This window comes from Ditibartonella apis (assembly GCF_001952075.1).
GTDB classification, from domain to species: domain Bacteria; phylum Pseudomonadota; class Alphaproteobacteria; order Rhizobiales; family Rhizobiaceae; genus Bartonella; species Bartonella apis.
The window spans coordinates 239,870-253,573 of sequence record NZ_LXYU01000003.1; the positions used below are offsets into that span (position 1 = coordinate 239,870).

A 13,704-nucleotide genomic window follows, 5' to 3' on the forward strand; every position below is an offset into this window, starting at 1 on the left:
GTGGGATGAGCCCCTAGCGGCCTTCTCTATACCAGAGACTTGCGAGCAAAAGCAGCGAAGCGACAAGTGCCAGAACACCATTAAAAAGCGGGAAGGCAGATGTGTTGGTAAGCCTCGTTTCCGTCGGCGCATTGAGCAAAATGCGGTTTTGCTTATTTGCGGATTCAATGCTTTTACCCTTTATAATGTCGATGGTGGGCAGTTTGATTGTGGCACCCGCTTTCTGGTGGAGTCGCGTGATTGCGCCACCGGTTGTTTCGGCAAGGGGTGAAAGCTTTTCGCCTGTCGAAATCAATTCGGCATATTCGGGCGAGTTGATCGGGCCAATATGTGTCAAAGCTTCCTTGTCGCCATTGGTAACCTTGAACAATCCGGTTTCATCCGTGTCGAGGTTTGCTTCAAATACGCCCGGCTCGACTTTATTCAAAGTAACGTCGACAGTTTTTCCTGAGGGAAAATAGACTTTTGCAATTTCCGGTTTGTCAGCCATGGTCTGACGGCGAATGGTAAGGCGGTTTTCTTCACCCGATGCTGTCAGCGCTTCTTCCTCAAGCTCCGGTTCTTTCATCAACCAATGGGCCATGCGTCTATAAAGCGCAGCATAGGGGCCACCACCTTCAAAACCGCGTGCCCATAGCCACCCTTCATCCGATAGCAACATACCAACGCGTCCCTTTCCCATATGGGAAAGCAACATAAGCGGGCGGTTATCCGCGCCATTCATGACAACAGTGCTTTTCGAGGTGTCCTGGACAGCAAGCTGGCGTAACCAGCGCCCCCAATTGCCCTTTATGGCATCCTGCGTTTTGGAAGATTCGTCTTTTGCCGTTATGCCGGTGAGACCGCGTGTAACAGGGTGGCGCATTCCGGCTTTGGTAACGGCCGGAGTAAACGGTTTTTCTATCACCTCGCCGCTCGGCAATGCCGGTAAAACGCTCAACAGTGGTGTACGGGCAAGAGAATTTTCGCCGGCAAATTCAGGCCCTGTTGCCATCAGCAGTGCACCGCCATTTTTCACATATTGGGCGACATAGTCGTAATAGATCAAAGGCAATACATTATAGTGCTGGTAACGGTCGAAAATTACCAGATCAAAATCGTTGATTTTGTCGACAAAAAGTTCGGTCGTCGGAAAGACAATCAGGGAAAGTTGGCTTAGCGGCGTGTTGTCGGCTTTTTCCGGCGGGCGCAAAATTGTGAAATGCACAAGGTCGATACTGGGGTCGCTTTTTAACAGGTCGCGCCATGTGCGTTCGCCATTATGCGGTTCCCCCGAGACAAGGAGGACGCGCAAATTTTCGCGCACGCCGTCAATAATTGTAACTGCCGCATTGTTGACATTGGTGAGCTCGCCTTCAAGCGGAGATGTTGAAACTTCGACAATGTTCTTTCCGGCATGGGGGAGCGTAATTTCGGTTTCAATTTCCCTGTTTGTTTCTTGGGCTTGATGGAGAACAACATTGCCGTTGACTTTAAGTTCCACCATTGCCTTATCGGCGGAAGAGGGGACCTTCCCTTTATCGTCTATTTCAAACCTGATTTTGAACGGTTTGTTGGTAATTCCGAAACGTGGCGGATCGACAAACCTGATCTGCCGGTCATATTCGTCGGGTTCACCGGTAATAAGGGCGTTGACAGGTTTTTCACCCGACGTATTGGCATTTGCCGCCTCTATGTCGTGGACTTGTCCGTCAGTAATCAGGATTGTGCCTGCATAACGGGCAGGTGGTACATCGGAAATTGCCTCGTTTAACGGTGTGAACAACCTTGTTTCACCACCGTTACTATTGTCGGAAACGGTTTTTGTATCAATGTAACGCGGTTCGAATTCCGGATGTTTTGAAAATTCTTGTTTTAATGCTTCGAGTGCCTCTTCGCTATCTTTGGTGCGGTTGCCGAAATTCTGGCTCTGGCTCTTGTCCACCACCACGCCGACAATGCTTGTTAGTGGCTCTCTTTGTTCTTCGACCATGACAGGGTTGAGGAGGGCAAGTGCAAGAACCGCAAGCGCAAGAGTTCGCAAAATTGCACCGCGTTTACGCAAAACAAGTGCCACAACGACAAATAAAAATGCCACGCCGATCAGTGCGAGACTTGATGTCCAGGATAAAAACGGTTCAAACGCAAGTGACTGGTTCATTGTGATTTTTCCTGTCCCAAACGTTCAAGAAGTGCCGGCACGTGCACCTGATCGGCTTTGTAGTTTCCGGTAAGAATATACATAACAATATTGAGCCCCCCGCGGAAAGCCCAGACGCGTTGCATTTCATCATCGGGTACAAGCGGGTATTTCCATGCGCCTTTGCCATCATGTGCCCAGGCACCGGCAAAATCATTGGCGGTGATAAGAATCGAGCTTACGCCATCGCCTGCATGGATCGGGCGCTTGTCGTTGCCTCCGAGCGCCGATGATAGAATCCACAAAGGCGAGCCCCTGTAACGACCGGGAAAATCCGGCATAATGAAAAACGAGCGCGAAATTACATGGTCGGGCGGGGCCTGTTCGAGTTCGGGAATGTTGAGACCATTGAGAACATCGCGCAGGCGCTGGTTATTGGCGGTGGTTTTACCACTCAAATCCATGCCGGTTTCAATCTGGTCATGGGTGTCAAACAAAACTGTGCCGCCCTGACGCATATAAGTGTTGATTTTGTCGACGGCTCTTTGTGTCGGCATTGGCGAATTTGCGTCGACCGGCCAATAGATGAGTGGATAAAAGGCAAGCTCATCCTTATCAAGATCAAGACCGGCAACAGGCCCCGGATCAATTGTGGTACGCGTTTGGAGAAATTGGCTCAACGCTTCAAGACCGGTTTTGCTTGTGTCGTCAATTTCATCAAGGCCGGTTATGACGTAAGCAAGGCGGGTTTTGCCTGCCGATTGCACCATGGCCGCATCATTGGCAGAAAGCTTTTCGGCAAAGACCGGTTTGGAAACAAACATTTGGCCGATCGCAAAAAGAACTGTTACGGCAAGAGCAAGAACAAGAAATTTGCCTTTGCTAAAGCGCAAGCCCGATTTCGGGCTAAACAGTCTCGAAGCACCGAGCGTGACAAGCGTATCAAGTGCAAAAAGCGCAATAGCAATTGCCAAAAGCGGACCGGTCAGGTGTTTTTCAACATCATCCGAATAGTCCATCAAACGTACTTTTCCAGCAAAAATTTCGGTTTCAAGCGGCATGAAACTGTCTTCTTTATCAAGGAGATTAACCGCATAGAGATTGTCTTTCTGCCCATAAAAACCGGGGGGATGGTTGAAAGAGGGGAGAGCTTCCGTTTTATCATTCAAAGTAAGCGGAGAGACTGTCGAGGGTGCGGGAACAAGTTCGCCGTTTATATCAATCACCTGCCACGGTTCACGCGCGATATTTTCATCGTTTTTCTTGGCACTGTTGTCGTCACCGGTATGACCGCCGGTTTCTGTAAGTCGCTGCATCATATCGACAAAAAAGCCGGAAAGCGGCAGCGTTGACCATGTCGGATCGGCTGAAGTATGAATAAAAATCAACATACCTTTACCGCGCGCGCGAGCGGTAACAAGAGGCGTGCCGTCGGCAAGACTGAGCCATGTATGATCAAAAAGTTCGGGGCTTGGTTCGGCGAGAATTTGCCGCGAAACAGTAACATCCTCCGGATAGGCAAGATCGGCAAAAATGCCTTTTTTCGGCAAAGGCGCAAGTTTTTGTGGTGTTGCCCAAGACATCACCCCGCCCAATTGCCTCTCACCATGGCGCAATTTTACCGGCAGCAATATGTCTTCATTATCGTTGCTTGCAAGATTTTGACCGGCAAAGCGGATAAGCGCGCCACCGTCTTCGACAAATCGGTTCAGTTTTTGCTGTGCCGCTTCGGGCATATTGACAACATCACCCAGAATAATTGTCGAGGGATGCTGGAGCGTAAGTTTATTTATAGCCTCGTCGAAACTGGCGCTATTGACCGCAACAATATCGACATGTCCCTGAAGGGCTTTATCGACATAATAGAGCGGCGATAGCAAGGGTTGTGTCAATTCATTTAAAGAAGGGGCAACCATTCCCACCCGATAGACGTGGTTTCTTGTATCGGAAAGGAATGTGCTTGCAACGTCCTGTTGGCCGTTTACCTTGATTGCAGCGATATCGTTTTTCATTTCAAGCGGTAAATTGAAAGCCGAAACAGTTGAGGTTTCTCCGTCTTCAAAACGGGATTCTGTGTCTGCAATCATCCGCCCTTCACGGTCAAAGGCGCCAAGAGAGAGAATTTTTTCACCATCCGCTTTTCCGCGCACAAGGTCGACAGACAATGATCCGCTTTCGTTCTTGGCTGATGTAACACCGACAAGGTTTGAAATGCTTTCCTCATAAAGCAAGATATTGCTTTCGGCATTGGCCAGAAGTTTGTGAAACGCATCGCCATCTTCAACCATGCGCAATCCGTCCGACAGATAGGCAATATCGGCTTTTTCACCCTTAAGCGCGGCTTCAAGCCGCTTGATGACAGATAACCGGTGGGTGGGTAAGGGGAGCGGGCGCATTGTGTAAATGCGTTTTGTTGATTCTTCGCTATTGAGAGGGCGGATATCCTGATTGTCATTGTCGGCAGTCGCCGCAATGTAGATTGTCTTTTTTGCCGCTTCCGCCTGTTTTACAAGATCAAGTGCAGCATTGACGCGTTTTTCCCAGTCGTGAACCGATGACCAGCCATTATCAATAACAACAACAAGGGGGGCATTGCCTTTCAAAACAGTTGTTGACGGACGCCAGATCGGGTCGGCAAAGGCAAAAATAACAATCGCTACCATCAAAAGGCGCAACAAAAGCAACCACCATGGCGTGCGGTTCGGTGTTTCCTGTTTATTGGCAATTTTTAACAAAAGCTGAAGCGGCGGAAATTTTTCCTCCGTCGGAGCCGGTGGTGTGACATGAAGAAGCCACCAGATTGCCGGTAGAGCAATCAGAAAAAGCAGGAGAAACGGTGCAGCAAAGCCCATGCCTATCCTCTCCTGTAGCCGGAAGCCTGACCGATCATGGTGGCAAGCGCCAGAATGACTGAACTCGGTTTTTTGTCGGTTGGCGCGACATGATAGCTTGCACCGGTGTTTTTAGCGAGATCGGCAAAACTCTGGCGGCGCGCTTTATAACTCAGCAAATAAGCGTCGTGAAATGTTTCCGCACGCCCTGCAAGGAAACGCTGGTGGCTTTCCGGATCAATGAATTCGACCCGTCCATGATAGGGAAAACGTTCTTCGGCAGGGTCGCAGACTTCGACAAAATGTGCAGTGACATTGGCGCTTGCAAGTTTTGCAAAATTTCCGGCAATTTTTACCGGATCATCCAGAAAATCGCTTAATATGATAATATGCGAATGGCGGCTTACGTCCGGAAAATTGCCAAATGTCAATTGCGTTTTGAGCGTTGTAAAGTTGAGTGCCATTTCCTCGGCTGCATTGCGCGAGCGTGTCGGTGCCATGAGACCGGGCACGGCAACACGTTCGCCGGAGCGGGCAAAAAGCTCGCAAAGAGTCAGCGCCATCAACATGGCATAACTATCCTTGGGCATGTCGGAAAAGCGTGATTGATAGTGCATTGATGGTGATTGGTCAGGCAATATCCACACGGTTTGAGCTGCGGCCCATTCCTGATCGCGAAGATAGATATGATCGTCGCGCGCCGAACGGCGCCAGTCAATGCGTGAAACCGGTTCGCCTTCCACATAGGGGCGGAACTGCCAGAAATTATCGCCGTTGCCGCGTTTTTTTCTGCCATGATAGCCGCTCATCAGTGTATTGGCGATGTGGCGTGCCTCGACAAGCAGATCAGGCAATCTCGCTGACTGGATGCGGGCTTTCACCGCAAGGTCGGTTGGTGCTTCCACATTGATGTCGCGAGCAATAGCCATTATTTGTTTTCGCTGTCCGTTCTTTTCGGGGGGTAATGTGTCCCGTTATCTTCTATTCCTGTTATTCGATGTTTTTAACAAGATCGTCGATCACTTCAAAAATTGTAAGCCCGTCGGCACGTGCTGTGAAATTCAAGGCCATACGGTGTTGTAAAATCGGAAGTGCCAGCGCTTTGACATCATCAACCGAAGGGGCGAGCCTTCCCTGATAAAGCGCGCGTGCCCTTGTGCACAAGGAAAGCGCCTGCGAGGCACGTGGCCCCGGTCCCCATGCAATATGCTTTTTGGCATGCTCGTTATCGGCATCGGGACGGGCAGAACGCACCAGTTTCAAAATGGCATTGACGACATTTTCGGAAATCGGCATTTGCCGTACCATGTTCTGAATGACTTTTAGCTTTTTGCCATCAAGCACCGGTTTGACAGTTTCTTGTCCGGCGCCGGTTGTTTCGATGATAATACGCCGTTCGGTATCAATATCGGGGTAATCGACATTGATCTGCATCAGAAAACGGTCAAGCTGGGCTTCCGGAAGCGGATAGGTTCCTTCCTGTTCAAGCGGGTTCTGTGTTGCAAGCACATGAAAGGGGCTCGGCAAATCATATTGTTCACCGGCAACCGTGACATGATATTCCTGCATGGCCTGTAAAAGTGCCGATTGGGTTCTGGGTGAGGCACGGTTGATTTCATCAGCCATCAAAAGCTGGCTAAACACCGGACCCTTGATATAGCGGAAAGAACGTTTACCATTTTTGTCGGTATCCATGACTTCCGAACCGATAATATCGGATGGCATCAGGTCGGGGGTAAACTGGATGCGTTTTTCATCCAGTCCTAAAACAGTGCCCAATGTTTCGACAAGGCGGGTTTTTGCAAGCCCCGGCACACCAACAAGAAGTGCGTGCCCTCCGGAAAGAATGGCAATAATGCTGTTTTCGACAACATCGCTTTGACCAAAAACCACTTTGTCGATGGTGGCGCGCAAAGTTTCAAAAAGCTTTCCGACATTGTCAAAATCGGCGACTATCTCTGCCGCATCTTCAGTTGCAGTCTTTTTCGCTGCAACCGGTTTGGGAGCTACTTTCTTTCGAGGCTTGAGGGCGGATGCGCCTGTTTTATTCTTTTCCAGCCCGGCTGTTGTTTTAGAAGCGCTTCTCATGGCTTTTCCCCAGAACTTTTTGGCTACGTGGCCAAATGCGATTGACGGTGAGAGAATTTGTCACCACCTTCATCTCTGAACAATGACTATTTCATGGCTTGTAACAGAAAAATAACAGAAATGAAGCGTTTAAACGGTCCTCACAGACAATTTGAAGAAAAGGTTTTTTAAAATTGGTGGCCGAAAGCATAGCAATTCAAATTGCTGACATTGTCAAAAAATTCAATGAACCGGAAGTTCTGTCGCCAGCACCAGAGGCTTTGAACGGCGATCAAAACTTGAACCGGCCATTTTCAAATTCGCTTATTCTGCGCCAAAAATCCGATCGCCCGTCATGGCAGCGCTCGGCTGTCCTTATCGGCATTATTGAAAAGTCGAATGCCCCGCATCTTGTTTTGACGAGACGAACATCGAAACTTCATAACCATGCAGGCCAAATTGCTTTTCCCGGTGGCAAAAGAGAAGATCAGGATAAAAGCGACGAGATGACCGCACTGCGCGAAGCGCGCGAAGAAATCGGCCTTCAACCGGATTATTTTACAAAACTCGGTGAACTTTGCTTCCATTATACTTCGACAGGATTCGAGATCCGTCCGGTCGTCGGTTTAATCGGGCAAGGGGCACAATTTGTTAAAAATGATAACGAGGTTGATGAAATATTTACTGTTCAGTTATCTTTTGTACTTGATTTAAAAAATTATGTGATCGTTTCAAAGACGGCTGGCGCTGAAAAGCGGAGCTTCTATGCACTTTCCTACGAGAACCATTATATATGGGGTGCGACGGCTGCAATGATTCGTTCGCTCGCAGAAAGGTTATCCCGGTGACTACGCTTAATATCGCCAAAAAAGCCTTGTGGCTTCACGATGAGGGGCTGCAACAACTGCTTCATTGTCTTTCGGAAAATGGCGAGGAAGCGCGCGTAGTCGGCGGTGCTGTGCGCAACCAGCTTTTGGGCTATCCGGTGAACGACATTGATATTGCAACAACCTGTGTGCCCGATGAAATTATCAAGCGGGTAAGCGAAAAAGGTTTCAAAGCGGTGCCCACAGGCTATGAACACGGCACAATCACGGTGGTGGTGAATGGCCACTCCTATGAGGTGACGGCACTTCGAGCCGATATCGAACCCGACGGGCGTCGGGCGAAGGTCATATTCGGTCGCGACTGGAAAACCGATGCTAAAAGGCGCGATTTTACAATCAATGCCATTTATGCCGATGCCAACGGTAAAATTTATGATGATGTCAACGGGCTTGCCGACATTGAAACCGAGACATTGCGTTTTATTGGCACGGCCGAGGAACGTATTCGCGAGGATTATTTGCGCATTTTAAGGTTTTTCCGCCTTTATGCGTGGGTTGGTAAGGGGCGTCCCGATGCCGAGGCTATCAAAGCATGCGCACGCCTAAAAGATGGACTTTTGCAATTATCGGCCGAACGGGTGTGGTCGGAAGTTAAAAAAATGCTTTCCGCTCCCGACCCGACGCGAGCGCTTTTATGGATGCGGCAAGCTGCGATTTTGGGAATTATTCTTCCTGAAACAGAAAAATGGGGGATTGATGCGTTCCGCCCGCTGATTGAAACCGAACGTGTTATGAGGCTTCCGCCCGACCCGTTATTGCGGCTTTTTTCCATTGTGCCGCGCGATGAAGTGCGTTTGAAAAAAATGGCCGAGCGCTTGCGTTTTTCCAAGTTAGAAAAAACGCGATTGATGGATTTTGCCCGTATTTCTCCGATCAAATATAATTCTTCCGATATCGAAATTAAAAAACTTGTCTATCATCATGGCAAACAGGCCGTTCTTGATGAATTGACATTGGCGCTTTCCAATGCACGTGCCCATGCTTTGAGTAATGATAATGCACTTGTCGAGGCCAGCCATTATACACGGCTTAGAAAATTGGCCGAGCATTATGAGGTTCCGGTTTTTCCGTTAACAGGAAAGGATCTGTTACCTCTTGGCATTACCGAGGGGCCGGCTATCGGACACAAACTTAAAGCGCTGGAAAAACGTTGGGTGGAAAGCGGCTTTTTACTGGACCGGAAAGCGCTCCTTGATTTGGCAACAGCCTGACCGGCTATTGCGCAATTGTCATGAAGCTTGCTTTCATGCTTGATGTGATGACAATGCATTTCAAGCGTGTTGTTTTATAAAATAGTGAAAGCCGTTCAGGTCGTTTTGTTTATTTGTGGCTAAACCGATTTGGTTTTGTTCGGTTAAATGACTAAAGCCATTTCGGGTTTTCATTTTGTTAAATGACTAAAGACACTTAGCGTTTTTATTTGGTTAAATGGCTAAAGCCATTTAACGGTCGGCGGCAGGGAAGAGAGAATGCTCTCGATATTTCCGCCGGTTTTGAGCCCGAAGATGGTGCCCCTGTCATAAATAAGGTTGAATTCGACATAGCGGCCACGCTGGACAAGCTGGGCATTTCTTTGTTTGTCCGTCCATGGCTTATTGAAATTTTCACGCACAATAGAGGGATAAACAATGTCGAAAGCGCGTCCGACATCCTGCGTAAAGCTGAAATCGGCTTCCCAACCACCAGCTTCCTTGCTGCTGTGGAGCCAATCGTAAAATATGCCGCCAACGCCACGCGGTTCTTTGCGGTGTTTCAAATAAAAATATTCGTCGCACCATTTTTTGAATTTCGGATAATCGGCAACAGTCTGGTGGCGTTCACAGACATATTGGAACGCCTTATGGAAAGTTTGAGTATCAACATCCGACTGGGTGCGCCGTTCGGCAAGCATCGGTGTCAGATCGGCACCACCACCAAACCATTGGCGGGTTGTAACGATCATACGTGTATTGAAATGAACTGTCGGTACATGCGGGCTTTGCGGGTGCACAATAAGCGAGATGCCGCTTGCCCAAAAGCGAGGGTCATCTTCCGCACCGGGAATTTCTCTTCTGAATTCGGGCGAAAATTCACCATAAATGGTTGATGTCTGGACAGCAGCTTTTTCAAAAACCCGTCCCTTCAACACCGACATGACACCGCCGCCATTCATGCCACCAGGTTTTTCCCAAGGTGTTCTGACAAATGATCCGGCAGAAAAATTGGAAAATTGGCCCGTCAGTTCCCTTTCAAGTTTTTCCAGTGAATTACAAATTCTATCGCGTAATGATTGGAACCACTCTTCTGCCCGTTTTTTCTTGTCTTCGAGATCGGAAGGCATGTCATCGGGAATATCTCTATTCGTCATAATCCGTCTTAAATCTGTAAACTCGTTTAGAATAACTCTAGAAAAGAGATAAGGGGTGAAGACCGCTTTGTCTACCTCTTAATCACGAGATGACAAATTAACCACCTTATGCCGCGTTAGTTGGCGCAATGCTTCGCTGATGCCGATTGCAACGCTGACCGCAAGGTTGAGAGAACGCGCAACTTTGACCATTGGAATCGTCACTTCGGCGTCCACCGTTTCATGGACATAATCGGGTGCACCCGCTGATTCCCGCCCGAAAAGAAGCACGTCATTGTCTTGAAAAGAAAAATCGGTATAGGGAGCATCTGTCTTGGTCGTAAAAAGGATAAGACGGCGGTTTTCAGCCTTCTGTTCAGCCAGAAAATGCTGCCAGTCAATGTGCCGCTTCAATGTTGCAATTTCGAGATAATCCATTCCCGCACGCTTCAAATGGCGGTCGGAAAGGTCAAAACCTGCCGGTTCGATAATGTCGACAGGTACGCCGAAACAGGCGCCCAAACGCAAAATCGTTCCGGTATTTCCGGCAATATCAGGCTGGAAAAGTGCAATATGAAGTGTCATGCCTGTTGAATAGGCTTGTCACCCTGCCGTTGTAAAGGGGGAGCGGGCATTCAAAACGTGAACGATTCTATCAATCCTCAAAAAATTGGACTTCCCGTCGATTTATATTCTTTTGCACATCATCTTTCTTTGCAAATTGTCTTCTGTCGCGAAGCGCGCAAACGTCTTTCTTTGCAAACGATATTCGATATTTTTTGAAACGCAAAATTGTGAATGGCATAAGTCTTATGTGCTTGTTTCCGCTATTGAAGCGGGAAAATGATAAATTATCTTGGGGGAGCGAACTTGAGTGAGGCATCCGGTTTTGTTGTTGTCATCAAACCGGTTTTCGTATGTCTTTTTTTGAAAAAATATCTTTGCCCTCAACAAAAGTCGCAATTGGACAAAAGTCGTAAACAGGTAAGGCGCGAACTTTGAAAAATTTGCCCTCTTATGGCAGAAAAGAAATGCCGCATTCTATCGGATGCAACACATTAACGTCAAAATCGTTGCATTTATGACGCGTTCCGGTTTTACCGGACCGACAATACTGGACAGCTAAAAAGCAATAACGAGGAGCTCGACCATGTTTGGATGGTTTGAACGAAGATTGAACGCTTTTCCCGAAAAGGAGCTCAAAAGGCCGCCACAAAACCTTTTGGGATTTTGCCTTTATTATACGGAAGGCGTTTGGCCGTGGTTGATCTTCATGGCGGTTTTTACGGCCTTGATCGCTGTCACAGAAGTTTCGCTTTTCGGGTTTCTGGGCAGTATTGTCGATTGGCTCAATGCCAATTCGCGGGCAACATTTTTTGAAACGCAAGGCGTAAAACTTGCACTCATCGGTGTGCTGGTCGTTCTCATCCTGCCATTTTTTGTCACCATGCACAGTATGGTCATGCATCAGACATTGCTTGGCAATTATCCGATGCGGATACGCTGGCTTGTGCATCGTTATCTGCTTGGCCAATCCATGAGCTTTTTCCAGAACGAATTTTCCGGTCGCATATCGGCGAAAGTCATGCAAACGGCCTTGTCGGTGCGCGAAACGGTGATGAAGCTTTTTGACGTTTTAAATTATGTGATTGTCTATTTCCTTGGCACGCTGGTGATCGCCGCCTCATCCGACTGGCGGTTGATGGTACCGTTTCTTTTGTGGATCATCAGCTATATCGGGCTACTTAAATATTTTATCCCGAAATTGCGCGACGCATCCGAAGCGCAAGCCGATGCACGTTCTCTTATGACAGGACGGGTTGTTGATTCTTATACCAATATCGCAACCGTCAAACTCTTTTCCCACCATGCGAGGGAGGAAAGCTTTGCGCGCGAAGGATTCGAGCATTTTCAAGGCACTGTTTACAAACAGATGCGGCTCATCTCGAAATTTTCGATCAGCGTTTATGTGTCGAACTGTATTTTATTGTTTGTTGTGGGAGCACTTGGCATCTGGCTGTGGCAACAGCAAGCAATCCTTGTCGGCGCTGTAGCAGTTGGCATCGGCCTTGTTTTGCGACTTAACGGCATGGCACAATGGATTATGTGGGAAATGGCCGCACTTTTTGAAAATATCGGCATTGTCGAAGACGGGATGCATTCCATTGCACAGGAAAGAATGGTCGAAGACAAGAAAAATGCCAAAAAACTTGTCGTCAAAAAGGGTGATATCCGGTTTGAAAATGTTGGCTTCCATTATGGCAAGGGCAAAGGAATCTTGAAAGATTTCAACCTTCATATCGAGCCCGGGCAAAAAGTCGGCGTTGTCGGGCGCTCCGGCGCCGGTAAATCGACCCTTGTCAATCTTCTTTTGCGTTTTCACGATGTCGAAGAGGGCGCCATATTGATTGACGGGCAAAATATTGCCGATGTCACACAGGAAAGCTTGCGCGCGGCCATTGGCGTGGTGACACAGGATACTTCGCTTTTACACCGTTCGCTTAAAGACAATATTCTCTACGGCCGTCCTGATGCCAGCAATCGCGAACTGTTTGAAGCGGTGAGGGATGCCGAAGCTGCCGATTTTATCGACAGTCTGCGCGACCAGAATGGCAAAACGGGATATGATGCCTTTGTCGGCGAACGCGGCGCGCGCCTTTCTGGTGGTCAGCGCCAGCGCATCGCCATTTCGCGGGTCATGCTTAAAGATGCGCCGATCCTTATTCTTGACGAGGCAACCTCGGCACTCGATTCGGAAGTCGAAGCTGCCATTCAGGAAAATCTCGCGCGCTTGATGAAAGGAAAAACCGTTCTTGCCATTGCCCACCGCTTGTCGACCATTGCCGAAATGGACCGCTTGATCGTGATGGATAAGGGAAAAATTGTCGAAGATGGCACGCATGAAGAATTGCTTTCGAAACATGGTATTTATGCCCATTTGTGGAACCGGCAGGTTGGCGGACATCTCGATCTTGATGAAGAGGCTTAAAAAAGCATATCCGGTTTCGAAAAGGTTGAAATCACTTTGAAAATAGCTATCCGCAGGAAAACAAGCGTTTCGTTGCGGGTGGCAAAAGAGCATAGTGTCTTTGCCCACGGTTTTGTCAATGAAGCTCTGTCCAACCCGTTTGAAGTTTATGCTTTTAATGTCTTTTTCTCGCATGGAATTTTCGGATGAAATTTGCCGCACGGGCTTTTTGGGGTTTTTAAGCTTGCTCCATCACAAAAAACCGGTTCTAACAAAGCTTTTTCATTGCCGGAAATAGTGAAGAGCGCTGCAAAAGCGAAGAAAAAGAAAGCCGAAATATGCCGCATATGTTAGAAATGCGAGCCATATTTAAAAAGCCCATGTTTTCAAAACATTGCAGCGTTTTATGGGCGACAAACAACAAGCTGCCGTTATTTGAAACAATTGAAGAAAAGTTACTCATAATCGTGCAGCAATTGGCCGTTAAAGTTGCAAAAACAGTCGCG

At 48.1% G+C, this 13,704-nt stretch carries 9 protein-coding genes; 3 read left to right on the forward strand and 6 right to left on the reverse strand.

Annotated features, from left to right (window positions below):
• Positions 1-13: 13 nt before the first annotated feature.
• From PEB0122_RS07950 to PEB0122_RS07965, 4 genes are all read right to left on the reverse strand, one after another.
• Positions 14-2,140 (reverse strand): glutamine amidotransferase, encoded by a 2,127-nt coding sequence (locus PEB0122_RS07950; RefSeq protein ID WP_075916597.1) that lies wholly within the window; start codon positions 2,138-2,140, stop codon positions 14-16.
• On the reverse strand, positions 2,137-4,971 hold the full coding sequence (locus PEB0122_RS07955; RefSeq protein ID WP_075916599.1) for a DUF4159 domain-containing protein: 2,835 nt from the start codon (positions 4,969-4,971) through the stop codon (positions 2,137-2,139). Before PEB0122_RS07955 ends, PEB0122_RS07950 begins: the two co-directional genes overlap by 4 nt.
• A gap of 2 nt (positions 4,972-4,973) precedes the next feature.
• Positions 4,974-5,879 (reverse strand): DUF58 domain-containing protein, encoded by a 906-nt coding sequence (locus PEB0122_RS07960; RefSeq protein ID WP_075868922.1) that lies wholly within the window; start codon positions 5,877-5,879, stop codon positions 4,974-4,976.
• A 61-nt stretch (positions 5,880-5,940) separates the two neighbouring features.
• Positions 5,941-7,038, reverse strand: a complete 1,098-nt coding sequence (locus tag PEB0122_RS07965) for an AAA family ATPase (RefSeq protein WP_083650288.1) — start codon at positions 7,036-7,038, stop codon at positions 5,941-5,943.
• Positions 7,039-7,214: 176 nt separating this feature from the next.
• Here PEB0122_RS07965 and PEB0122_RS07970 point away from each other — a divergent pair, with 176 nt between their 5' ends.
• Together PEB0122_RS07970 and PEB0122_RS07975 are read left to right on the forward strand one after the other, a co-directional pair.
• Complete coding sequence (locus PEB0122_RS07970) at positions 7,215-7,865, forward strand: CoA pyrophosphatase (RefSeq protein WP_158025428.1); 651 nt, start codon at positions 7,215-7,217, stop codon at positions 7,863-7,865.
• The gene (locus PEB0122_RS07975; protein WP_075914130.1) at positions 7,862-9,115 is read left to right on the forward strand and encodes a CCA tRNA nucleotidyltransferase; all 1,254 of its coding nucleotides are present in this window, start codon (positions 7,862-7,864) and stop codon (positions 9,113-9,115) included. The genes PEB0122_RS07970 and PEB0122_RS07975 overlap by 4 nt, the downstream gene beginning before the upstream one ends.
• 221 nt (positions 9,116-9,336) lie before the next feature.
• Here PEB0122_RS07975 and hemF read toward each other — a convergent pair whose 3' ends face one another.
• A complete protein-coding gene (hemF, locus tag PEB0122_RS07980) occupies positions 9,337-10,251 on the reverse strand; it encodes an oxygen-dependent coproporphyrinogen oxidase (protein WP_075868920.1) in 915 nt (304 codons plus the stop codon).
• Between the two features lie 78 nt (positions 10,252-10,329).
• Positions 10,330-10,815 carry a tRNA (cytidine(34)-2'-O)-methyltransferase gene (locus PEB0122_RS07985; protein ID WP_075916601.1) on the reverse strand — a complete coding sequence of 162 codons (486 nt, stop codon included), beginning with the start codon at positions 10,813-10,815 and terminating at the stop codon, positions 10,330-10,332.
• Positions 10,816-11,380: 565 nt separating this feature from the next.
• Here PEB0122_RS07985 and PEB0122_RS07990 point away from each other — a divergent pair.
• Positions 11,381-13,219, forward strand: a complete 1,839-nt coding sequence (locus PEB0122_RS07990; RefSeq protein ID WP_075916603.1) for an ABC transporter ATP-binding protein — start codon at positions 11,381-11,383, stop codon at positions 13,217-13,219.
• Positions 13,220-13,704 lie beyond the last annotated feature (485 nt).

Excerpts from the sequence above, each read along its gene's own strand:
- PEB0122_RS07990 (WP_075916603.1), top strand. The coding sequence starts at position 11,381 with ATGTTTGGATGGTTTGAACGAAGATTGAACGCTTTTCCCGAAAAGGAG.
- PEB0122_RS07965 (WP_083650288.1), bottom strand. The coding sequence starts at position 7,038 with ATGAGAAGCGCTTCTAAAACAACAGCCGGGCTGGAAAAGAATAAAACA.
- PEB0122_RS07955 (WP_075916599.1), bottom strand. The coding sequence starts at position 4,971 with ATGGGCTTTGCTGCACCGTTTCTCCTGCTTTTTCTGATTGCTCTACCG.
- PEB0122_RS07985 (WP_075916601.1), bottom strand. The coding sequence starts at position 10,815 with ATGACACTTCATATTGCACTTTTCCAGCCTGATATTGCCGGAAATACC.
- PEB0122_RS07950 (WP_075916597.1), bottom strand. The coding sequence starts at position 2,140 with ATGAACCAGTCACTTGCGTTTGAACCGTTTTTATCCTGGACATCAAGT.
- PEB0122_RS07960 (WP_075868922.1), bottom strand. The coding sequence starts at position 5,879 with ATGGCTATTGCTCGCGACATCAATGTGGAAGCACCAACCGACCTTGCG.
- hemF (WP_075868920.1), bottom strand. The coding sequence starts at position 10,251 with ATGACGAATAGAGATATTCCCGATGACATGCCTTCCGATCTCGAAGAC.